The following is a 21,118-nucleotide window of genomic DNA, read 5'->3' on the forward strand; positions in this document are numbered from 1 at the left end:
TGGCTCTAAAAAGGCTGCTGCCATCACTTGTCGTGATCAGCAGCAGCCCTCAAACTCTTATTATTCCCAGTAAGGTATACCTGTAAATAGAAAGCGTTCCCCGTCTACATAATGCCGAAGCTCCCTCTGAGCCAGCTTATCGATATGGTCCGGCAGCCATTCGGAGGCATCCGGCAGCCCGAGCCAGAAGTTCATAGTCTCCAGCTGCGCGGCAACAAGAAAACCTTCCAGGCTCTCCACATGATGCTCCGGCAGCGGAAATTGTTCGGCATACGCCTCAAGCAAGCTCGCTCTAAGCGCAGGGTGAGTATACGAGAATGTCCATCCGAGATCGAGCAAATAATAGCCGTATCCGCAAGCCCCGAAGTCAATCGGCCGGCACTCTCCCTCACCGAACAGAAGGTTGCTTGGAATCACATCCGCATGAATAAGGCCCCAATGCGCAGGTGTTCGATCGAGTGAATGCATCATCGTAAGCACGCGTTGCCCCGCTACTTCCAGCAGCTCTACGTTCTCTTCCAGAATGCGCCCATCCTTGGACCACGACCGGACTTTGCCAAGAGCTTGTTCAATTCGCGAACCATCAAAGGCTGGTCTGGTGAAGGAATCCGGAGCACTCCATACAGAGGCCTGCCGATGCAATCTGCCCATCATGCGGCCGATCTGCCTTGCCTCTTCCGCCGTAGCAATAAACGGCTTCTGTTCCCCTTCCACCCATCCAAGCAGTGTCCATCTCTTGCCGCCTGTCTCTGTCACATACTCCCCGCTGCTGTTCCTGCGCGGCACAGGCACGACCACATCCGTCTCGCCGGATAACGCCTCCAGCCACGCAAGCTCAGATGAGATCACGCGAGACGCAAGCCATATCGGATCCATGCTCTCGCTTTTGGAAGCATGAAGACGCAGGCTATATCGGCTCTGCTGCACATCCGTCACTTTAAACACCATATGGGCGCTCTGCCCTATAAGTTCCACCGTAACCGGCTGAATGGCATAATGCTTCAAAGCTTCCATTGCCATGGACAAATCTTCTTCGTTCATCGGCACTCCCTCCGTTTTGCAATCCTGTATCTACCATTGTACTGGATTGCGCCACGTCCATCTGGGAAAGTATGGATATATCTATTCTTTGCAGGAAGACTGGCTTAAATTTAACGGCTTTCTCTCAGAAGGGCAGGCAACAGCTCTAACAGCCTCTCGCTTGACACGGCGTCTCCGATGTTCCACTTCCCTTCCTCTACGAGATAAGCGCGCCCTTCTCGAACGGCTGTGAGGCTATTCCATAACGGGCTGCCCCATAACGCTTCCGTCTCTTCTCTTGCCTTTGAATCCGTAGGCAAAATCAAAAAAATACGGTTGCCTGCGTAATCCTTGATTTGAGCTTTGGTAATCTCATGATAAGCCCGGCGCTGGTTACGAAGCATTTGAATGCGTTTGGTCGGCCTGAAGCCATGCGGGTGGTACAGCATCTCGGTCAACCCGATCATTCCCATGACGAATAGGCGGTCACCACGATGGTAGGTGAAGACGGATGCAGTCTCTTCTTGCCGGATAACCGGCTTAAGCGACCCCCACATCTCCTCTGCATGCTGTTCAAAACGGTGCAGCCACATCTCCGCTTCACGGCGTTTGCCGAACCAATGGCCAAGGGTATGCATGCGCTCCTTTAACGATTGATAGCTGTCGAAAGTAACCGTCGGCGCAATCTTTGCGATTTTCTTATACTGCTTTTCATCTGCATTGGCGTAAATGATAAGATCCGGGTCCAGCTTCTCGACCGTATCGAGCTCCAGCGGAGTGCCTATATCCACAATGGTGTGCCGCTCTTCTTCACACCAGGCTTCTTGCAAGCCGTAATTGCAGCCGACAGGCTTGACGCCAAGGGGCAGCAGATCGCCAACGGTCTCCCCATAGAAGACGATGCGCTTGGGGTGTGCGGGAATATGCACCTCATGGCCGGTCCAATCGCGAACGGATATCTTCTTCCTCATCGCTGCGACATATTGCCTTGGCGCTAGCCCCGTCGATTGCCGGAATCGCCGGCTAAAATAATATTCATCCACATATCCCGTCTGGCTGGCGATTTCCCTCAGCGGCGCATTCGTTCGCAGCAGCATCTCCTTGGCCCGCGCCATGCGCAGCTCCGCGATGTAATCGTTCGGCTTCTTGCCCGTCAGCTCCTTGAAGATGGAGGAGTATTGCCAATACGGCACCTCCGACCGGTCCGCCAGCTCTCTAACGGTAAGCGCGTCCGTGTAATGCTCTTCTATATATTGAATAGACGAAGTCACAGCATGAATAGGAGAATCCGTCTCCTCCGATTGATGCTGCTGTTCCAGCAGAAAACCGATCAGCTCTTGAAATAATTGATTTCGCTTGAATTGCTCTATACCGTCCTTGTCAGCTGCACTCTCTGCCAGCTGCTCTGCAATTTGCAGAATTCGAGTGAAAGGAAATGCTCGAAGCGGACCTTGGCCCGGCCATAGAGGACCCGCGTACCGCCCCATGCTTCCGTCTTCCGACTGAATCACGCGAAAGGAGAGCTGGAAGTACTGCAGTCCTAATCTGCCCTTATGTTCAACACTGTACTTCATTCCAGGAAGCACGCAATACGATTGTTTCGCCTGAATAGGGTACAATTCGTCACCAATGATCAGCTGCGCTTCCCCTTTCAGAAATACGAGCAGAAGATAGGTATCCGATATGCTCCGCTCAGTTCTCTCCAGATTTGAGCACCTGTTAAGAGTCCCGTCTATCAACTGGAATAATAACGAACCGATCGGTATTGTTGAATGACTAGCTCTCATGTCCCTCTCACCCGCCGTCAATGATAATCATTATCACTATAACGAAAAAAAAGAAGCTTTTCAACGTTAGTCGAAAGCTTCTTTGCTTTATTTCTAGTAAAATGCGAGGTCTATTACGACTTCGCCATCAGCTTCGGCAGTTCCCCCACCAGCCATTCACGCGAAGTGGCGTCGCTTGACGCTTTGTTAATTGGCAATTCATAGACATAACCGTTCTTCACCGCCGGAAGCCCGCTCCAAAGCGCGCTATCCAGCAATGCTTTCGTATCCGCCTGCGCTTCCTCCGACTCCGGCGTCAACACGAATATGCGGTCCCCTGCAAATTCGGCAAGCTTCTCCATCGAAATTTCGACGAATCCGACGCCCTCGCTCATAGCGCTGCTTATTGGTTCAGTCATTTTGAAGCCGCCTTCGCTGTAGAGCAGCTGCGGCAATCCGGCGGCTAACATAACAAATAGCCGATTGCCTGGATAGAACGTAATGACCGAAGCCGTCTCCTCTCCTCCTACGCCGATCTCGTGAAGAGACTTCCACATACCCGTCTCCTGCTGCTTGTAGTTATCCAGCCATTCTTGCGCTTCCTTCTCTTTGCCCAGCAGCTTGCCAAGCGTAGTCAGACGCTCAGGCAGCGGAGCGAACGAATCGAAGGTCACTGTCGGAGCAACCTTGGACAGCTGCTCGTATTGCGCTTCGTCGCTGTTGGCAAAGATGATGAGATCGGTATTCAGCTCCAATGCTTTCTCTACGTTAATCGGGAATCCCACATCTTCTGCATTCGCCATTCTATCCTCGAAAGAAGAGCCTTTAATGCTCTGTCCCAAAATGCCAACAGGCATAACATCAAGCGCCAGCAAATCTCCGGTTGTCTCCGAATGGAAGATGATGCGCTCCGGATTGCTAGGCACCTCGACGTCATGTCCGGTCCAATCCTTGAACATGCGAACTTTAGAAGCCTCTTCTGTACCCACGACTTTTTCCCCGTCAGTCGTAACTGGCGTTGCAGAAGGCTTATTCACCGAGTTTGTATTCGCTGTGTTGCCGCATGCGCTTAATGCAAGCGCCGCGAGAGCCGCCATCATCATGAGCTTCCATGGCTGCAAGCGGCGGTTATCCTGCTGATTCATATCAAATCCCCTTTTCCCTTATTCATAGTAATGATAATCATTATCACTATGCCAGTATAGGCGGGGATGCTTGTTTCAACAATGGACATTTTGAAAAGGCCTATTTGGTTTTGGATAAATGAATTTTAAATATGCGCAGTCCTTTCCGGTAGTATACATCCATATGAAGGGTTCCCCCGGGAAGAGCTGCAGCGCAGGTTAGTTTGATGGTTACTAAAAATTATACTTGTTACTCTAAAGAGTCACGCTAACGGCGAACCGGATGCTCGTTCGATAGAACGAAGGTCCGGTTTTTTGTTGCCCAAACCACCCCATGCATTGTACGCAAGCTATCAATTACATAGCCAATTTTGTATTGGATTGGTTGATTTATCACTGGTACAGTAGTAGCAATATGCAACATATCTTAGTGGAATAGTATGAATTTTGCGAAAGGAGTGGATCTAACGTTGCATGAAGGTACTCCCATTTTGTCGTTTGAAGGCGTCACTGTAGCATTCAAAAGTCCCGGTCACTCCGCAGATCGTCCCGTCTTGAGCCGGCTGAAGCTGACCGTGGATGAGGGAGAATTTATATGCCTGCTCGGCCCCAGCGGCTGCGGGAAGACGACTCTTCTTAATTGCGTAGCCGGATTCCAGCCTTATGAAGGCAACATCTATTACAACGGTGCCCGGATCGAGAAGCCCGGCAAGGAGCGCGGCGTTGTGTTCCAGGAATATGCCCTGTTTCCCTGGTTTACTGTAGAACAGAATGTGGAGTTCGGCCTGCGAGTGAACGGCGTCCAAGCTTCGGAGCGCAAGGAACGCGCCCGCCATTATATTGAGATGGTCGGACTGGCCGGCTTCGAGAAGCATTATCCCGGCAAGCTGTCCGGCGGTATGAAGCAGCGGGCGGGGCTTGCAAGAGTGCTTGCCAATGAGCCTGGCATATTGCTTATGGATGAGCCTTTCGCCGCGCTTGACGAGCAGACGCGCGAGAAGCTGCAAGCCGAGCTGCTTGGCCTGTGGGAGCAACAGCGCAAAACCTGCCTGTTCGTCACCCATAGCATTCAAGAGGCCGTCTACCTCGCCGACCGGGTCATTGTCCTGCAGCCGAATCCTGCCCGCATCGCGCTCGATCTTCGCATCGATCTGCCAAGATTGCGCAATCGCCATGACGAGAGGCTGCTTCAGTTCCAGTCCCGCATTAGTGATGCTTTGCGAGAAGGAGAGCGCCCGTATGGAGAACACCTATCCGTCATTACCGCATAAGGGTGTACGGCCTTCCTTAAGAAAACGGCTGCTGCCGATTGGAAGGAGAGCTTGGACACGGCTGCTCATCAAGCTGTCTGGGCTGGCTGTGCTGCTGCTTGCTTGGGGGCTCATTACCGGACTAGGCTATGTCGCTCCTTCCCAACTCCCCAGCCCGATTGCTACGCTTCAGACGATGTCGCACATGCTGGGGGACGGCTCGCTCGTCGTTCATGCGCTGTCCAGCCTGAAGCGCGTATTCCTCGGCTTCGCCGTTGCCTTCGCCATTGCGCTCCCGCTGGGGCTTATGCTTGGCTCCTCCCGTCTTTTGCGGGATGCGATCAATCCCATTGTCGAGCTGCTGCGGCCCATTCCGCCGCTTGCCTTCATCTCTCTTGCCATCCTGTGGCTTGGCATCGATGAATGGTCGAAAATATCCATTATTATATACGGCGCCTTCTTCCCCCTACTGCTCAATATTACGGGCGGGATCAGTCAGGTCGACCCCGTGCATATCCGCGCTGCGCAATCGCTAGGTGCCGGCAAGCTGCATATCTTCTGGCATGTTACGCTGCGCGCCGCCATCCCGAATATGATGATCGGTATCCGCTCGGGAATGGGCATGGCTTTTATATGCTTGGTTGGCTCCGAGCTGATTGCGGCGAACGAAGGGCTGGGCTTCCTTATCCAGGAAGGGCGTTACATGTTCAAAACCGATCAGGTGCTGGTCGGCATGATTACCATCGGCATTATCGGCTATTTCATTAACTTGCTGCTGACCACGCTGGAGAAGCTTCTGCTGCGTTGGAAATAAACTACTTTGGAGGCTATTGCTATGTTTAAGAAACGTCAATCGAACTTATCCTTTCTTATCCTGCTATTCGTTGCATTTACGGTACTGCTCGCCGCATGCGGAAGCAGCACCAAGCCGGCTCCATCGGCATCGACGCAGCCGTCCGTATCTCCTTCTCCTTCGGCTCCTGCCGCTACTACTGAGCCGTCCGAGCCGCCTGCGCCAGCTCTGGAAACGACCAGTCTCTCAATCGGCACGGCGCGCGATACGCAATTGTCTCCGCTCATTGTAATCGCAAGCGAAGAAGGTTACTTCAAGGAGGAAGGCCTGGAGGTCAAAATCGAGTTGTTCGCTGCCGGTCCCGATGTTACTGCCGCATTAGGCTCGAAGAGCATCCAGCTCGGATCTTCCGGCGACATTCCGCCGATTATTGCCAAGGCTTCCGGCCTGCCGATCGAGATTATCGCCCAGCAGGCAGACATATCCGGCGTGCAGACGTTGGTCGTCAATCCGGATAAAATCAAAACGCCCGCTGACTTGAACGGCAAGAAAGTTGCCTATGTCCCAGGTACAGTATCCGAAGCCTTCTTCCTCCGTATCGTGGAGAAATATGGCGTTGACGCCACATCGATCGAGCCGTTCAAGATCGGTCCGACCGAGCTGGTGCCCGCCTTCCAGGCAGGCAATATCGATGCCTTCGTCATCTGGCAGCCTGTAGCTCTGAATGGCGTCAAGAGCGGCGGCGTTGCGCTCCTGACCGGCAAGGAATCTCATGTGCCAGGCGAGGAAGGACCTCAGCAGCTGATCCACTCGTATTCCGTCCTGATCGGCCATAGCGACTTTGCAGACAAACACCCCGAGACAGTCAAAGCCGTGCTGCGCGCGCTGAACAAGTCTGTCGGCTTTATTCAATCGAATCCAGATGAGGCAGCTGCACATATCGCAAAAACACTGGGGCAGGATGCTGCCGATATTAAAACCTTGATTGCGCTGAATCACTATGCGCTTGATCTGACACCTGAGCTGACCGGTGCGCTGGAGACCATCTCAAAGTTCCTGCTGGATAACGAGAAAATTAAGGAAGTGCCGGACTTCAACACGTTTATCGATACCTCCTATTTGAAGGCTGTTGATCCCGGACTTGTTACAATCCCGTAATCGACTGCAAACTGGACATCATCATATGAGATGAACAAAAAAACCGTTCCTTTCGTAAATGGCGAGTCACACTGCCATCTGCGAAGGAACGGTTTCTCTTTGTTCAGTTATTTATTCCGGATTGACGACCTCTGGCGATACGCCTGCAAAGGTGTAGAAGCTGGCATCAAACGGCGTCGGTCCGCCTGTCGTCACGAATCTGGCCGCACCTTCGCCGGTGTATAGATTGCGAGTACCGTGGAAGATACCCTGCGGCACATAAAGCAGATCGCCCGCCTCGAACGGATGCCATTCCCCATTCAAGTGGATTTCGCCCTTACCCTCCACGCCGATGAACAGCTCACTGGAATGCGGATGCTGGTGAACGGCAAAGCTTTGGCCCGGCTCCTGGATGCCGCAATGCAGCGACAGCCTGGCGCTGCCGGTGCCCGGCCAGAACAGGAAGTTCATATTGGCCGGATTGGTGATGGTTTGCGACGGATCGTTGCCTGTGAATCCTTTCAGTTGAGTCTCGTCGTTATACAGATGATTGAACAGCCTTGGCTTCGATGCCGCCAGCGACCCTGCTGGCAACTCCGTCTGCCAAATGTACAGCGTGATCTCCTCCCCTTGATCCGCCTTCACCTCATAATCGGTACCAGACGGCGCATACAAGGCGGAAGACGCCTCTAAAGAGCTTGTTGCCTCGCCTACGCGCGCGCTGCCTTTGCCCCTCCATATAACGCCCACGACTTCCTGGGCTTTCCCCTTCTCGCAGCTGCTCCAGGTGCCGCCCGGCTTAATGCGGACGACCAGCCCCTTGACCAGCGCCGCACCCTTCTCTTCATTCACTGGAATCGCGACCAGCAATTCGCCCCGATCCTCCCAATTCAATTCCGACCACCTAATGACTGCGCCGGATGTTAACGGTTTTGCTGCTGTTGTCATCATTATTCCTCCTTCAAAATGGATAGTTTGGGCAAGCAAGCAAAGATTCTCTGGCTTGCCGCACTGTCTTGTGTCCTCCCATAAAGCTTAAGCCAACACGCGATAAGGACTTCCCGCCGTACGTCCGAAGGCATCAGGAAGCTCCCGCCGAAGAGGGATTCGCTCTCCGATTTCCTCGCCGAACTGCCCTCTGTCGTATACCACATGCCCCCTGACAATTGTCACTAACGCTTCTCCTTCCAGCTCCAATCCTTCATAAGCCGACCAGCCGCTTCCTGACAGCACGCGCTCAGTGGTCACCGTCCACTTCTTCTCGTCGTCCACAATCAGGAGATCGGCATCCAGTCCCGCTTCAATGCTGCCTTTCTGATGATCGAGGCCAAAGCGGAGAGCAGGTCCTGCCGCAAGCAGTCTTGCTGCCGTTAGCAGCCGCTCTTCTCTGGTCAAAGCGGGAAGATTCCGCTTCAGTCCAGTCAACAAAGCGGGCAGAAGCTCTTGAACGCCGGGCAGACCCGGCGGCGCATCGTGGAAGGCGAAGCTCTTTTCCGCTATCGAATGCGGCGCATGGTCGCTGCCAACCGACGTCAGCGTACCGTGAGCGATGGACTGCCATAACCTTTCCCGATCTCTCGGCTCCCTGATGGCGGGACTCAGCTTTGCCCTTGTCCCTAGCGGTTCAGCGCTTGCGTGATCGAACCATAATTGATGCGCGGTCGTCTCGTACGTGACGGGGTAGCCTGCCGCTGCTGCCGCGTCCAGCAAATCCGCTTCTTCAGCCGACGATACATGCAGCACGTGGACGGAAGTGCTATGCTTGCGGACAAGCCGAAGCGTCCGCGCGACAGCAGCAATGGCACCTATACGCGGATATGCCGCCTCGTAATTCGTCAAGCCGGACGGCTCGTAGCGAGTCTGGCGGAACAGCCGCAGCACAAAGTCATCCTCTGCATGCAGCGTCAGCAGAATGCCTTTGTCTGCAGCCAGCCGGAATATATAATCCAGCTCCACCTCGTCGTCAATAATGTGCTTCGCTGTGTGATGCCCGGTCAGAAACAGCTTTATGCTTGCCGCTTCCCCGCGGGACAGCGCCTGCAGCGCTCCCGCCTTGCCTGGTGCGACTCCAATGTGGAAGCCGTAGTCGACATACGACTGGCCGTGCACAAGGGCCGCCTTCTGCCGCAGCCTGTCCACCGTATCGGTATACGGGTTCGTATTGGGCATATCCAGCACCGTAGTCACACCTCCCGCTGCCGCCGCCTTTGAAGCCGAATGCCAATTCTCCTTATGCTCATAGCCCGGCGTTCGGAAGTGCACATGCGAATCGATAAGTCCCGGCAGCACGTATCTCTCTTCCACATCGATCGTGCGGTTCGCTGCTGCCTCTTCATCCTGCTTCAGCAGCTTCGCGATTTTCCCGTCCCGGACAGCGATTCCGCCATGAAGGATGCGGTCGCGATAGACGATGCGGGCATTCGTTACGATCAGATCATACACGGTCCCGCTCATGAGATTAGCTCCCTTCCGATAATTTCCCGGGCGAGCCGGTTCACCGGCCCCATGAGCGAGACGGCTCTGGCATCGCGCAGCAGGCGCTCGATTTTTTTCCCGCGCACATAACCGGAGCCTCCAATAATCTGCTGGGCTTCGCGGACGATTCTTTCGCTGGACTCGGAAGCGAAGATTTTGGACTGGTAGGCAATCTGGCTAAGCCGGTCGCCCCCTTCCTTCGCCGCAACCTTCTCCACCAGCGCGCGGACCGCTTCGAGCTGCATATGCAGGTCAGACAGGGCCGATTGCAGCAGAGGATTGGCTTGCTGGCCTCTCGCGAGCACTTGCTCCAGCGCCAGAGCATAAGCCGCTTCACTAATGCCAAGCGACACCGAACCCAGCGTCAGCCCGCACTCGCGAATGCCGTTAATGACTCTTGGCGCTCCTCCCAGCGGTCCAATCAACTGCTCGCTTGCTACCTCGCAATGATGCAAATGGATGAAGCCGGTGGAGGAGCCTCTCATGCCGGACAAATTCGTATCCGCATCGGCGGAAATCCCCTGCGTCGTCTCGATCAGGAAAAACGATTGTCCCGAATTGCCGTACAGCGACCCAGAGTCTCCTGTTCCCGTCTGAACCAGCACCAGGTACAGATCCGCAAGTCCGGCCCCGGTCGTAAATGATTTGACGCCTCCGATGATCCAGCTGCCGTCCCCTTTCCGCTCCGCTATTGTCGCAATATTCTGTTTATTTGCTCCAGCACCAGTCTCTGACCAAGCCGATGCAGCTAGCCATTGCCCATTCGCAAGCTTAGGCAAGTAGTCCGTTCGCTGCTTCACGCTGCCCCATTCCAGTATTCGGGATACGACGGAGAAATGCTGGAATACGATAATGGCGATCGACGGATCAATGGATGCAATAGAAGCGATGAGTCTGCCAGCAAATAGAGAGTCTTGGCCGAGCCCTCCATACTCCTCCGGAACGAGGCTGCCCAGAAATCCGGATGCCTTCAGCGCATCAAGCGATTCTTGCTGCGTATGGCCAGTCTCGTCAGCCAAAGCGGCGTAGCGTTCCAGCTCTTCCAGCAATGATTCTATGCGTACACCTTGCGTTGCAACTCCCATTCGTACGTTGCTCCTTTCTTAAACGGTAGCGCTCCAAGCAGGCGCACGTTTTTTTCAGAAATGCTGCTATATAGCAAATAATCCGTCAGCTTGCCACCCGTCGTAGCGGTCGAGATATAAGTGCTTCCGCCTTTCGTGCTTACTCTTAGCCGATAGCCTGCCGCACTCGCGCTTCCAATCAGCCGCTGCACAACCGTGCCCTCAATAGCGGCAGCCGCTCCAATGCAAGCCGCTCCGGTAAGCGCAATCGTCGGATGCCAGGTCGGGATGGAGATCGCCCTGAACGAGATCGTGTCCGGTTCATAGCTGGCGATAGCCGCCACCTTCGGAAAGACGCCATCCGGATTCCAGCCCAGCAGCTGCGCCGCTGATCTGCGAATCGCATTAAGACGATCCAGCGTATCGCCTCCCGTCTCGAACAGCTCCCCCTCCGACTGAATGCCAAGATCCGCAGCTTGTACGAACACATAAGGATTGCCGGAGGATACAATCGATGCCTCATAATCACCGAACGGTGTAGCGAGCCGGTTCGTCAGAGCGCCGGATGGCAGCAGGCTGGCGAGCGACGTGCCGTCATCCGCGATGAAGTGCGCCGTGCAGTTCATGCCGGAGCGTACCGCATGATCAACCTCACAGACCAGGGAATCGCCGACGTTCTCTACAAAGACGCGAACCCTCAGCCCCGGGCTGGCGCTTGGCAGCCAGCCCCACTTCATCGCGACTTGAATGGCAGCCAGAATGGAATGCCCGCAGCTGCCGGAATAATCGAATGAGACGGGATTGCCCGGCACAAGCTGGAAAAACAGATAGTTCAAATCGTACATAGGATGCTTGGACGGCCGGATTACCACAAATTTGGAGATGAATCCGTATGGCCGCTCCTCATGGTCCAGATCGTCATGAATGTCCTTAAGAATCGGAATAATGGCATCAGGCGAAGCAGGCAACTCTATTCCATCAATAACGATGGATGAAGACACGCTTCCCTCGGCATGAGCCAGATACGTCTGCATGTGAATCACCCCTCAAACTGATATTGTTTGGAAGCACCGATATGAACGTGATATTGATTAATCCATAGCTGAAAGATAACGAGCGACCATAGTGTAAGCGCTATCTTGCCGTCGGGCTGAGTTGCCTGCTTGCGCAGCAGCTTCTCTACCGCTGCTGGGCTGAATAAGTTCTGTCTCCGAAGAGTATCCCTATCGAGTACGCGCTCCACTGCTTCATAGAGCGGGAGCCCTTTGCGCATCATGGCGTCTATCGGAAGCGTAAAGGGCTGCTTCTTGCGGTTCAGAATCGCATCAGGCAGCTGACCTTCCGCGGCACGGTACAGGAGCCTTTTCACTTTCCCTTCCCCGATCCGCCAATCAACGGGCAGCTTGCCCGCCAGGTTCAGTATGCGCGGCTGGCAATAAGGGACCCTGACTTCTACGGAATGCGCCATGCTGAGATGATCGACGCGTCTTAAATGATAGGAAGGCAGCCGGTACTCCCGCTCGAACTCCAGAATGGCGTCCAGCCGCCCTTTCCGGTGGTTCGCCGCGCGCAGGCTGTCGGCAATCTGATCGCCGATTGAGCCGTTATCTTGAATAAAGGCGCGATAATCGTCGCTATACAGTTCCTTGCGCAGCTCTGGGGAGGCGACACCCAGCGCGTCCACATAAGGCTTGATCCAATTATCCCCCGCCACGGACGCTTCCAGGAACCGGTCGTAGCCCGCGAACATTTCGTCCGCTCCGTCGCCGGATATCGTTACCTTGAAGCCTGCTTCATGAATCGCTTCGAATAAGGCGTAGCTGCTGAGCGTAATGGGATCAGCATTGGGCTGTCCCAGACGCTCTGCCACAAGCGGCAGCAGCTTCTCGAAGTCACGCGGATCGACGAGCACCTCATGATGCGTCGTGCCGTAACGCCTCGATACTTCTCTGGCATAGATCTTCTCGTCCAGCGGCCAATCACCCACGTAGGAAAGGTTGAAGGAATGAATGCCCGCTTGCCTCTTGCTCGCCAGCGCGGTCACCAGGCTGGAATCCAGCCCTCCGCTATTAATGGTGGAGACGGGCACATCAGCAAGCAGCAGCGCTGCAACCTCACGGTCAAGCTGCCCGCGCAGCGATTGAGAAGCGCCTGACGGTTCCCCACCGAGCGGGTCTGATTCCAGCAGCGTCTTCCACCGTCGAAGAGCTGGACGCTCACCCAATCGTGCTTGCAGCAACGAAGAAGGAGGAAGCGCATAAACTCCGTCGAACAGCGTCCGCTCGCCGAACACCACCTTCGTCGTCAAGTAGAAGTCAACGCCCGGCAGCCACAGGCTAGAAGGCACACTGCCGAAGGCCAGCAAGGAAGGCAGCTCTGAGGAGAAGTAGAGGGTCTCATTCCGTTCATCCCAGTAATAGTACAAGGATTTGATCCCAGCCGGATCCGTCGCCAAGGTCAGCGTTACCCGTTCCCGCAAATCAATGACCGCAATGGCGAACATCCCATCCAGATACCGGACAAAATCCTGTCCATACTCTGCATACAGCGCAGGCAGGATGGAGCCGTCGCAATGATCCTCGAAGGTATAGCCCTTCGCCTCCAGCTTGCCTCTTAGCTCGCGATGGTTGTAAATCTCTCCATTGAGTACAATCCGTATGGAATCGCCAAGGCTGTAAGGCTGCTGGCCGCCATCGAGTCCGACAATCGCAAGCCGGTTGTTGCCAATCGCCCAGTTTCTCTCCGCCAATACCGACTGCTGATCCGGTCCGCCTGCCAGCTGCAAATCGGAGACTGCCTTCAATCGACCGGGATCAACGTAATCATTACCGATATACCCGAATATTCGGCACATCATTTACCACTCCCTATCAGCTATATTTATCCCAGCCAATTGATTCAGGCTTCATCCCTCCTTCCGACATAAAGTTTCACATAATGTTAAAAATTAGGCGTTGTTTCTGGAAGGTTTTACAATTAGACTGTACTCTCCCCCCTCCTATACCGTCCAATATAACTTATCAAATCAATCGCATTAACCGAAGGCTATCGTTCCGACATTAATTGACATGAAACGACGGATCGTCCGCCTTGTACGTAACCGACGAAGCCTCTCCCTCGAACAAGCGGACAACGATAAATTGCGGCTGCTCCGCCAAGCGGAAAGCATGCGGCCTGCGAGCAGGCACAACCACCACATCGCCAGCCACTGCCGTCAGCTCAAAATATCCTGTCCCGTCTTCTCTCTTAATCGTAAAAACGCCCCCGCCGCCAAGTACAATCCGCACTTCATCGTCCAGATGATAGTGCAGCGAGCCGAACTTCTGAAGCATGTCTGGCGTCTGGTCCGACAGGATGACAATGTCCCATTGCTTATAGCCTCTTCTCTTCGCGAAGTCGGCAATCCGATGCTCATAAATGCGCAGCAGCTCCGCCTTCTCCTCCTCCGTCAGCAGCAGCCGATCGTCATAGGCGAAAGGGGTGTGATTCCCCTCCCATCGTTCATAGTAGACTCCCTGCTCCTCCAAAAATATACCGATGGCAGAACCCTCAACGGGCTCTGCCGTACCACGAATACGTAATTTAGCCATCTAATTCCTCCTATTCCAATTTGAATTGTCACTTATCATAAATGGGATTCATTGATCCTGTCAATGAAAAATATAACCGATAGGCTGGGGGCAATAGGTTCATAATTGGCAGGCTATGAAACCCATTATGAATTTGGTATTGGAAGTTTTTATTGCCCGAACGTATGATACTAATTAACCCGGAGAAGTTGGTTTTATTTGGGATTAATCTGGATGTGGAGCGTGTGAGAAATGAGTAAAAATGTGCTGTTCATTAGCGGAAGCCCTCGTGCCGGAGCCAATACCAAAGCTGTCATCAATGTTGTATACCGCTTGCTAAGAGATAAGCAGGGCAACTCCCAGCTGCTGGACCTTCACCGTCATGTACTTCCCCTGTTCAATGGCGATCCCGCCCAGCAGGAGCTGGATACCGTCGTGCAGCTAAAGAAGCTTGCGCAGGAAGCCGACGCCTTCTTCATCGTGACGCCGGAATACCACAACGGCATCAGCGGCGCGCTGAAGAACGCGCTGGACTTCCTGAATGGCGACCACTTCCGCGGCAAGCCGGTAGCCATCGCAGCTGCAGCCGGCGGCGGCAAAGGCGGCATCAACGCGCTGAACAATCTGCGTCTCGTGCTGCGCGGCCTCCAGGCGAATGTGCTGTCCTCTCAATATGTCGCTGATCCCGGACAGATCGACCAGCACGGCATCTTCATCGACGAAGCCGGCGTCCAGGCGCTTCAGTCGCTAGTGCAAGAGCTCGCATCCGAACTGAAGACGGAAGCGAGCGTATGACGGCTGCCCGGCGCCGCATGAAGGAGCGTGCGGTCCTTGAGAACGCTGCTTGATTCCCTGCAATGGACCTTCTTTCTGCTGACGGGCGGGCTGGTCGCACCGATCGTTGTCGCGGCGGCATTCCAGCTCTCGGATGCGGATACGATCAGCCTGCTGCAGCGAACGCTGGTCGTCATCGGGATATCCTCTCTGCTGCAAGTGACGCTTGGGCATAAGCTTCCGATCCTGGAAGGCCCCGCCGGCGTATGGTGGGGCGTCTTCATCCTGCTTGCGGCGAATCTGGCGCCCGGCTCATCCGGCACCGAGCTGTTGCGCCAGATGGAGATGGGCTTGCTGGTTGGCGGGACCATCATTCTGCTTCTGAGCGCCTTTCACCTGATTCGTTATTTAAAGCAGCTGTTCACCCCAGTCGTAACCGGCACTTACTTGCTGCTGCTTATCTTCCAATTCAGCTCTCCTATCGTGAAGGGCATTCTTGGGGTGGGCTATAAGGATGCCTACATTCATGCCAGCATCGCAGCGCCGGCGATTGCAACTCTTCTGCTTACCTTCCTGTGCGGCAGAGGCAAGACCGCCTGGCTTCGCAACTATTCGGCACTGATCGGAATCGCGGCCGGATACGGCCTCTTCCTGCTCTTCGGTCATATTCCATCCTTGCCCAAGCTGCCGGATACGGCTGTGCTCTTCCCCCGGTTGTTCGCATGGGGAACGCCTCTCTTCGACCCGGGCATTGCGCTTACGACGCTGGTCATTACTCTACCGCTGCTGATCAACATGATTGCCGCTATCGTCGTCATGGAGAAGACGATCGGAATTGCGCCTGCGGACCGCTACCGGAGATCGGGTATTGTAATGGGCGTCAATCAGCTGCTGTCCGGCTCTTTCTCTGCTGTCGGCTGCGTATCCAACTCCCATTCCGCCGGATTTGTAGCCTCTACGCGCATGACGAAGCGGCTGCCGTTCATCATCGGCTGCCTGCTGCTAATCGTTTCCGGCTTTTTCCCGTATCTCACCGCCGTACTTGCGTCCGTGCCTGTACCGGTTGCCTTTGCCGTCATCTTTACGTCCTTTGCACATTTGCTCTCGGCAGGGCTGAAGGAGCTGGGCTCGGTGCTGCATGACGAGAAGAAGCTGACGATTACAGCCATTTCCTTGTTCGCCGGAGTTGGCAGCATGTTCATTCCCGCAGCCAGCCTTGCAGGACTGCCAGATGTGCTCAAGCCGATTCTGAACAATGGACTGGTAGTCGGCGTACTGGTGTCGATTGTACTGGAGCAGACCTGGCAGTGGAAGGATTCTCTCTCCTCCGGCTCCGGATTCGGACGTTGGAGACGCAATCCATCCTCTATTGAAAGGAGCACCGGCCATGCCGTTAACGATCAAAGTGTACTCTGATTATGTCTGTCCCTTCTGCTTGCTGGCCGATGGCCAGCTGAGGGCGGCGGCAGCGGAGCGAGATGTAACCATCGAGCATCTGCCCTTCGAGCTGAGGCCTTATCCGACGCCGACTCTCCGCCCTGAGGACGGGTATATGCAAAGGAGCTGGAGCGAGAAGGTCTACCCTATCGCAGAACAGCTAGGCGTTCCTATCCGCATGCCAGAGATCTCCCCGCAGCCGTATACGCATCTGGCCTTTGAAGGCTATCAATTCGCCAAGCAAGCAGGCATCGGCGAAGCCTATCATTCACGCGTGTACAAGGCCTTCTTCCAGGATGGCCTTCATATCGGAGATATCGATGTGCTGACCCGGCTGGCCGAGGAGCTGGGTCTGGACGGCCCGTCATACCGTGAGGCGCTGGAGAATGGCACCTATCGGGAGACGCACCGGCAAGCGCTGCATCATGCGCTGTACGAAGCCGATATTACGGCTGCGCCAACCTATGTAATCGGCAATACGGCGTACAAGTGGCTTCTATATAAAGAGCAGTTTCTGGAAGCCATTGATGCCGAATTCAAGAAGCAGCGACTGGAGCGGCTGGAGCAATGGAGCATGGGCATAAGCTGCACCATTGACGGCTGTTCCTAATCTGTCCGAGAGGAGCTACTATTCATGGCTTTGAAACTGCAAGTGTATTCCGATTTTGTATGCCCTTATTGCATCCTTGCCGAAGGCGAGCTGGAGGCGGCCGCCGCCGAGAAAGGAATCGAGGTCGAATATTTGCCATTCGAGCTTCGCCCTTATCCGACGCCTACCCTTCGCCCCGAGGGCGAATACATTACGAGGGATTGGAGAGAGCGGGTCTATCCCATCGCAGCCGAGCTGGGCATTCCGATCGTGAAGCCACCCTTCTCTCCTCAGCCGTATACGCATCTGGCCTTCGAGGGATATCAGTTCGCCATCGAGCACGGCAAGGCGAAGGAATACAACAAACGGATGTACGAAGCCTTCTTCCTGGAGAGCAAAAATATCGGGGAGATCGATGTTCTCACCGAACTGGCTGGAGAGATTGGCCTCGAACGCGCCGCTTACCGCAAGGCGCTGGAGGATCGCACCTACCGCGAGAAACACCGCGAAGCGCTGCATCACGCTTATTACGTCGCCAACATCAACTCGGCCCCAACCTTCGTCATCGGCGATACGGTCATTCGCGGCATGGCGTTCAAGCATCAATTCCTGGAAGTGATTGAGCGCGAGCAGCAGCGGGAGTTGAAGTCCGCCGCAGGGCAGTGAGCCAGCGGTATGCCAGCTTAACCCCAACCTCACCAAAGTAAAAAAGCAGGAAGCGCGCATGATGCCCGCTTCCTGCTTTGATCTTGGTGCAAACAAACATCTCTGCCCGGCCCCTATGCACGCTTCCGCTTCGAGCGCACCAGCGTCCCTATCACTTGCTGCGGCTGCTGAAGCAGATTTAAGATCGGGCAGGCCAGCTCGACAGCTTCATGCAGCTCCTCCAGTTCCTTCGCAGTCGCGCTGGATTCGATGCGCAGCGTATACGCAATATTATGAAGGTACACCGGAACATCCTCATAGCCCGGCTTGCCCGCCAGAGGATGCATCTCTCCCGTCACCTCTACTTCCACCGATTCCAGCGGCACTCCCCGCTCTGCCGCCTGAATCAGCGTAATGTGCGACAGGCAGCTGCCGAGGACACCAAGCTGAAGCTCGGGCGAGCTTGGACCGAGACTGTATCCTGCAAGCTCGGGTCCGCTGTCGCTGATGACCTGGAAGTCGCGAATGCGAATTTCGCGCACGCCGCTTCGTCCCGCAACCCGAATGCCCGCCTTCAGCTTATTCGGAACAACTTCATCCGTCTTCGCCAAGCTTAGCTTGCGCGCATCCAAAGCCGATTTTTTGTCCTGCAAATATTCATTTAACGTGCTCATTCTTTCCACTCCTTCTCTGGCGCATTACCGGTTAAACCTCATGGCCGTACGGGCGGTTGACCCGCTTCTCCATGGCGCTTTGAATATAGCCATATACAATAGCAGCCAGCCAATACAGTATGGCAGCCGCCAGGAACGATTCCAGAAACTTATAGGTATCGGCAGCCATCAGCTTAGCCTGTGCCATCGTCTCGGTTAAGCCCAGGGTGAAGCCCAGCGACGTCTCCTTCACGACAGTCACGAACTGGTTCCCGAAAGAAGGTAGCGCGATGCGAAGCGCCTGCGGCAGGATAACCCGCCGCATGCTCTGCCAGCGGGTCATGCCGATCGATTGGCATGCCTCCCACTGCCCGTAATCAATCGAGCGGATTGCCGCCCGAATATTCTCCGCAAGATACGCCGCGCAGTTCAAGCTAATGCCGATTACGGTCGCCCAATAGGCATTGATCTCGCCGAAAGCCGGTATCACCTGCGGAACCCCATAATACAAGATAAACAATTGCACCAGCAGAGGCGTCGCCCGGAAGAAAGAGATGTACACCTTCGAGAAAGGGGACAACAGGAATACCTTGCGTCTGATCGCCGTCTCCAGCAGCAGCCCGAGCACCAGTCCGAACAGCATCGAGAGCACAGCGATTGTCACAGTCAAATACATAAATTGCAGCAGCCGGGGAAGCGCCGACAGCAAATATAACAAATCAAACATAAGTGGCCTTCGCCCCTTCCAACGCGCTATCTGAGTCAGTTATCCGGATTGGTCAAATCCTGCGTGAACCATTTGGTCGAAATCTCGGCCAGCTTTCCGTTCTCCCGAAGCTGCTTCAGGGCATCATTCACCCCGTCGATCAATTCCTTATTCTCTTCCTTGTTCAGGAATGGATTGGCTGCCGGTATCGTCGTCAGTTGCTTGCCCCCAAGCTGAAGAGGCAGCTTGGTCTTCTGAATCGTACCGAGCGCGGAAGCCTTCGTCGCGAAGGTTGCGTCGATCCTGCCGATCGCCACGTCCTGAAAGCCAGCCTCCGCCGACTCGTAATTGACGATTTCAATTTCGCCGTTTTTATCGAAATCCTTAACCAGATTGGCGAAGTTCGTGCCGAGCTGGATACCGATCTTCTTGCCCTTCAAGTCCTCCAGGGACTGGATAGCGTCATTCCCTTCCTTCACAACGAGCTGCGCGCCGGAGAACACATAAGGCTCGCTGAACAGATATTTCTTCTTCCGCTCCTCCGTTACAGCGATGGAATTGGCGATCGTATCGATTTTCCCGGTATCCAGCAGTCCGAACAAGCCGCTAAATTCCGATGTCTGCCACTCCACCTCATAGCCGGTCAGTTTGGCGATTTCACCCCAGAGATCCACCTCGAAGCCTTCCAGCTTATTCGTGTCGCTGTTCTGGAAGACGTAAGGATAAAAGCCGCCCGTTGAACCGATCACCAGCTTCTTGGCCGGAGCCTCTGTCGGTTCCTTCGACGGTACTGCTGCCCCCACCTTTCCCGTATTCTCGCCGCATGCCGTCAGCAGCAAGACGAAAGCAAGCATTGCCAACGTTACGGTTTTGTGAGTCCCTCTTGTCTTTTTGTTCATGTCCGTACACTCCCTTACCCTCATTTTGTCTCCTTATCCGCCCAGCCGCCCGGTTCTCGTCTCCCCCGACACGCCCTTTGAAGATAAGGAACCCTCTATTTTCACAGTTAACCTATGAATTTAATGGGTTTTATGACTGCAAAATGATTATAAGGTTGCTCTTCATTCCCTATCCAATACCAAAATCGATATTATTTTAATCGTTCCAATCCTATAATGGAGCGCGGATGCTCTCCCCCTGGAGAAGCGGCGCTTGCCAGTCTCTGCTGAAGCTTATGAAAATATTCAATCACGTAAATACGGAAGCGTTCAAAGCTGGGCGACAGCTCTTGCCGCTCCAACCAGGTCAAGCTTATCGTCCGGAAGCAGTTCGGATCGGCGATCCGTACAGCTACAGTGGCCGGGTCCGTATTGTCCATATCCCATAGCGCGGGAATAAAGGCGATGCCGATGCCTGCCCGGACAAGCTTATGAAGCAGTGCAGGATCCTCCACCTCAAAAATAACATTAGGCGTAAACCCCGCTTTCCGGCAAAACTCATCCGTCGCATCCCGCAGCCCGAAGCCGGCTTTGAGCCCGATAAAAGCTTCCTTCTCTACCTCGATCAGATGCACGGATTCCCGCGAAGCCAGACGATGACTGACAGGCAGCAGCAGACGCAGCTCCTCGGACAACAGCGGTATGCTTGTCGTATTCGGCAATTCAATGGGCGGTGCGGATAGGCATAGGTCAATCTCTCTATCCTTCAGCAGTTGCTTCATAGAATTGTAGCAGCCCTGCTGGAACCGGAATCTCGTCTCCGGATGCTTCGCGACGAACGAAGCCAGCATCTCGGATACGAACGGCAAGTGAATGGAGGCCACCGTAATGACTTCTTCATACTTGCCCGTTATCCGGACGGCTTCCCGTTTGCCCTTCTCCAGCTCGCTGAAGGCGCGCTCGACATGCTGCAAGAAAATTCTGCCTGCCTCGTTCAGCCGGATATTGCGGCCTAATCGGTCGAATAACGTCACACCCAGGTCATCCTCCAGCCGCGCAATCGTCTGGCTCAACGATGGCTGCGCGATATTCAGCTCTTTGGCCGCTTGGGTAATATGCTCCCGGCGGGCCACCGTTTGAAAATATTTGAGCTGCAACAGGTCCATTCTCCTTCTCCTCTCTCTCTTGAAATCGCCGCTAAGGACAAAAAAAGCCGAAGCGGAATGCTTCAGCCTACA

At 54.6% G+C, this 21,118-nt stretch carries 20 protein-coding genes; 7 read left to right on the plus strand and 13 right to left on the minus strand.

Annotation, left to right across the window (positions count from 1 at the left end; all coding sequences use genetic code 11):
- Nucleotides 1-60 precede the first annotated feature (60 nt).
- The 3 genes from D3P09_RS10780 to D3P09_RS10790 form a co-directional block, all read right to left on the minus strand.
- On the minus strand, nucleotides 61-1,041 hold the full coding sequence (locus D3P09_RS10780; protein WP_120109683.1) for a phosphotransferase enzyme family protein: 981 nt from the start codon (nucleotides 1,039-1,041) through the stop codon (nucleotides 61-63).
- A 110-nt stretch (nucleotides 1,042-1,151) separates the two neighbouring features.
- Nucleotides 1,152-2,807 carry an AraC family transcriptional regulator gene (locus D3P09_RS10785; protein ID WP_120109685.1) on the minus strand — a complete coding sequence of 552 codons (1,656 nt, stop codon included), beginning with the start codon at nucleotides 2,805-2,807 and terminating at the stop codon, nucleotides 1,152-1,154.
- Nucleotides 2,808-2,920: 113 nt separating this feature from the next.
- Complete coding sequence (locus D3P09_RS10790; RefSeq protein WP_243644069.1) at nucleotides 2,921-3,931, minus strand: ABC transporter substrate-binding protein; 1,011 nt, start codon at nucleotides 3,929-3,931, stop codon at nucleotides 2,921-2,923.
- Between the two features lie 449 nt (nucleotides 3,932-4,380).
- Between D3P09_RS10790 and D3P09_RS10795 the strand changes: the two genes are divergently transcribed.
- Genes D3P09_RS10795 through D3P09_RS10805 form a run of 3 tightly spaced genes read left to right on the plus strand, consistent with a single transcriptional unit; the run spans nucleotide 4,381 to nucleotide 7,111 of the window.
- Nucleotides 4,381-5,181 carry an ABC transporter ATP-binding protein gene (locus tag D3P09_RS10795; RefSeq protein WP_165867385.1) on the plus strand — a complete coding sequence of 267 codons (801 nt, stop codon included), beginning with the start codon at nucleotides 4,381-4,383 and terminating at the stop codon, nucleotides 5,179-5,181.
- Nucleotides 5,150-5,974: an ABC transporter permease gene (locus tag D3P09_RS10800; RefSeq protein WP_165867386.1), complete on the plus strand. Its 825-nt coding sequence runs from the start codon at nucleotides 5,150-5,152 to the stop codon at nucleotides 5,972-5,974. The genes D3P09_RS10795 and D3P09_RS10800 overlap by 32 nt, the downstream gene beginning before the upstream one ends.
- A gap of 21 nt (nucleotides 5,975-5,995) precedes the next feature.
- The gene (locus tag D3P09_RS10805; protein WP_120109690.1) at nucleotides 5,996-7,111 is read left to right on the plus strand and encodes an ABC transporter substrate-binding protein; all 1,116 of its coding nucleotides are present in this window, start codon (nucleotides 5,996-5,998) and stop codon (nucleotides 7,109-7,111) included.
- A 111-nt stretch (nucleotides 7,112-7,222) separates the two neighbouring features.
- Here the strand turns inward: D3P09_RS10805 and D3P09_RS10810 are convergent, their stop codons facing one another.
- The 6 genes from D3P09_RS10810 to D3P09_RS10835 form a co-directional block, all read right to left on the minus strand.
- Nucleotides 7,223-8,041, minus strand: a complete 819-nt coding sequence (locus D3P09_RS10810) for a cupin domain-containing protein (RefSeq protein WP_120109691.1) — start codon at nucleotides 8,039-8,041, stop codon at nucleotides 7,223-7,225.
- Nucleotides 8,042-8,125: 84 nt separating this feature from the next.
- Complete coding sequence (locus D3P09_RS10815) at nucleotides 8,126-9,544, minus strand: dihydroorotase (protein ID WP_120109693.1); 1,419 nt, start codon at nucleotides 9,542-9,544, stop codon at nucleotides 8,126-8,128.
- Complete coding sequence (locus tag D3P09_RS10820; protein WP_207892473.1) at nucleotides 9,541-10,650, minus strand: acyl-CoA dehydrogenase family protein; 1,110 nt, start codon at nucleotides 10,648-10,650, stop codon at nucleotides 9,541-9,543. The genes D3P09_RS10815 and D3P09_RS10820 overlap by 4 nt, the downstream gene beginning before the upstream one ends.
- Entirely contained in the window at nucleotides 10,620-11,663 is a 1,044-nt protein-coding gene (locus D3P09_RS10825; RefSeq protein ID WP_120109694.1) for a PrpF domain-containing protein, read from the minus strand. Before D3P09_RS10825 ends, D3P09_RS10820 begins: the two co-directional genes overlap by 31 nt.
- 5 nt (nucleotides 11,664-11,668) lie before the next feature.
- On the minus strand, nucleotides 11,669-13,486 hold the full coding sequence (gene asnB, locus D3P09_RS10830; RefSeq protein ID WP_207892474.1) for an asparagine synthase (glutamine-hydrolyzing): 1,818 nt from the start codon (nucleotides 13,484-13,486) through the stop codon (nucleotides 11,669-11,671).
- 202 nt (nucleotides 13,487-13,688) lie between these two features.
- Nucleotides 13,689-14,219, minus strand: coding sequence for a cupin domain-containing protein (locus tag D3P09_RS10835; RefSeq protein ID WP_120109697.1), 531 nt, complete (start codon nucleotides 14,217-14,219; stop codon nucleotides 13,689-13,691).
- A gap of 231 nt (nucleotides 14,220-14,450) precedes the next feature.
- On the opposite strand from D3P09_RS10835, the gene D3P09_RS10840 reads away from it, so the two are divergent.
- Genes D3P09_RS10840 through D3P09_RS10855 form a run of 4 tightly spaced genes read left to right on the plus strand, consistent with a single transcriptional unit; the run spans nucleotide 14,451 to nucleotide 17,664 of the window.
- Nucleotides 14,451-14,993: an NADPH-dependent FMN reductase gene (locus D3P09_RS10840; RefSeq protein WP_120109699.1), complete on the plus strand. Its 543-nt coding sequence runs from the start codon at nucleotides 14,451-14,453 to the stop codon at nucleotides 14,991-14,993.
- A gap of 36 nt (nucleotides 14,994-15,029) precedes the next feature.
- Nucleotides 15,030-16,388 carry a purine/pyrimidine permease gene (locus D3P09_RS10845; protein ID WP_165867387.1) on the plus strand — a complete coding sequence of 453 codons (1,359 nt, stop codon included), beginning with the start codon at nucleotides 15,030-15,032 and terminating at the stop codon, nucleotides 16,386-16,388.
- On the plus strand, nucleotides 16,360-17,019 hold the full coding sequence (locus tag D3P09_RS10850; RefSeq protein WP_120109703.1) for a DsbA family oxidoreductase: 660 nt from the start codon (nucleotides 16,360-16,362) through the stop codon (nucleotides 17,017-17,019). Before D3P09_RS10845 ends, D3P09_RS10850 begins: the two co-directional genes overlap by 29 nt.
- A 24-nt stretch (nucleotides 17,020-17,043) precedes the next feature.
- A complete protein-coding gene (locus tag D3P09_RS10855) occupies nucleotides 17,044-17,664 on the plus strand; it encodes a DsbA family oxidoreductase (RefSeq protein WP_120109705.1) in 621 nt (206 codons plus the stop codon).
- A 113-nt stretch (nucleotides 17,665-17,777) separates the two neighbouring features.
- On the opposite strand, the gene D3P09_RS10860 is transcribed toward D3P09_RS10855, so the two are convergent.
- The 4 genes from D3P09_RS10860 to D3P09_RS10875 form a co-directional block, all read right to left on the minus strand.
- Complete coding sequence (locus D3P09_RS10860) at nucleotides 17,778-18,317, minus strand: OsmC family protein (protein ID WP_120109707.1); 540 nt, start codon at nucleotides 18,315-18,317, stop codon at nucleotides 17,778-17,780.
- 31 nt (nucleotides 18,318-18,348) lie between these two features.
- Nucleotides 18,349-19,023: an amino acid ABC transporter permease gene (locus D3P09_RS10865; RefSeq protein ID WP_120109709.1), complete on the minus strand. Its 675-nt coding sequence runs from the start codon at nucleotides 19,021-19,023 to the stop codon at nucleotides 18,349-18,351.
- Nucleotides 19,024-19,058: 35 nt separating this feature from the next.
- Nucleotides 19,059-19,901: an amino acid ABC transporter substrate-binding protein gene (locus D3P09_RS10870; protein WP_165867388.1), complete on the minus strand. Its 843-nt coding sequence runs from the start codon at nucleotides 19,899-19,901 to the stop codon at nucleotides 19,059-19,061.
- A gap of 191 nt (nucleotides 19,902-20,092) precedes the next feature.
- Nucleotides 20,093-21,046 carry a LysR family transcriptional regulator gene (locus D3P09_RS10875; protein WP_120109711.1) on the minus strand — a complete coding sequence of 318 codons (954 nt, stop codon included), beginning with the start codon at nucleotides 21,044-21,046 and terminating at the stop codon, nucleotides 20,093-20,095.
- Nucleotides 21,047-21,118: the final 72 nt, after the last annotated feature.

This window comes from Paenibacillus pinisoli (assembly GCF_003605435.1).
In the GTDB taxonomy this organism is placed as follows: Bacteria; Bacillota; Bacilli; order Paenibacillales; family Paenibacillaceae; genus Pristimantibacillus; species Pristimantibacillus pinisoli.

Coding starts and splice junctions, on each gene's coding strand:
- D3P09_RS10780 (WP_120109683.1), bottom strand. CDS start 1,041: ATGAACGAAGAAGATTTGTCCATGGCAATGGAAGCTTTGAAGCATTAT.
- D3P09_RS10785 (WP_120109685.1), bottom strand. CDS start 2,807: ATGAGAGCTAGTCATTCAACAATACCGATCGGTTCGTTATTATTCCAG.
- D3P09_RS10790 (WP_243644069.1), bottom strand. CDS start 3,931: ATGAATCAGCAGGATAACCGCCGCTTGCAGCCATGGAAGCTCATGATG.
- D3P09_RS10800 (WP_165867386.1), top strand. CDS start 5,150: ATGGAGAACACCTATCCGTCATTACCGCATAAGGGTGTACGGCCTTCC.
- D3P09_RS10805 (WP_120109690.1), top strand. CDS start 5,996: ATGTTTAAGAAACGTCAATCGAACTTATCCTTTCTTATCCTGCTATTC.
- D3P09_RS10810 (WP_120109691.1), bottom strand. CDS start 8,041: ATGATGACAACAGCAGCAAAACCGTTAACATCCGGCGCAGTCATTAGG.
- D3P09_RS10815 (WP_120109693.1), bottom strand. CDS start 9,544: ATGAGCGGGACCGTGTATGATCTGATCGTAACGAATGCCCGCATCGTC.
- D3P09_RS10820 (WP_207892473.1), bottom strand. CDS start 10,650: ATGGGAGTTGCAACGCAAGGTGTACGCATAGAATCATTGCTGGAAGAG.
- D3P09_RS10825 (WP_120109694.1), bottom strand. CDS start 11,663: ATGCAGACGTATCTGGCTCATGCCGAGGGAAGCGTGTCTTCATCCATC.
- asnB (WP_207892474.1), bottom strand. CDS start 13,486: ATGATGTGCCGAATATTCGGGTATATCGGTAATGATTACGTTGATCCC.
- D3P09_RS10835 (WP_120109697.1), bottom strand. CDS start 14,219: ATGGCTAAATTACGTATTCGTGGTACGGCAGAGCCCGTTGAGGGTTCT.
- D3P09_RS10840 (WP_120109699.1), top strand. CDS start 14,451: ATGAGTAAAAATGTGCTGTTCATTAGCGGAAGCCCTCGTGCCGGAGCC.
- D3P09_RS10850 (WP_120109703.1), top strand. CDS start 16,360: ATGCCGTTAACGATCAAAGTGTACTCTGATTATGTCTGTCCCTTCTGC.
- D3P09_RS10855 (WP_120109705.1), top strand. CDS start 17,044: ATGGCTTTGAAACTGCAAGTGTATTCCGATTTTGTATGCCCTTATTGC.
- D3P09_RS10860 (WP_120109707.1), bottom strand. CDS start 18,317: ATGAGCACGTTAAATGAATATTTGCAGGACAAAAAATCGGCTTTGGAT.
- D3P09_RS10865 (WP_120109709.1), bottom strand. CDS start 19,023: ATGTTTGATTTGTTATATTTGCTGTCGGCGCTTCCCCGGCTGCTGCAA.
- D3P09_RS10870 (WP_165867388.1), bottom strand. CDS start 19,901: ATGAACAAAAAGACAAGAGGGACTCACAAAACCGTAACGTTGGCAATG.
- D3P09_RS10875 (WP_120109711.1), bottom strand. CDS start 21,046: ATGGACCTGTTGCAGCTCAAATATTTTCAAACGGTGGCCCGCCGGGAG.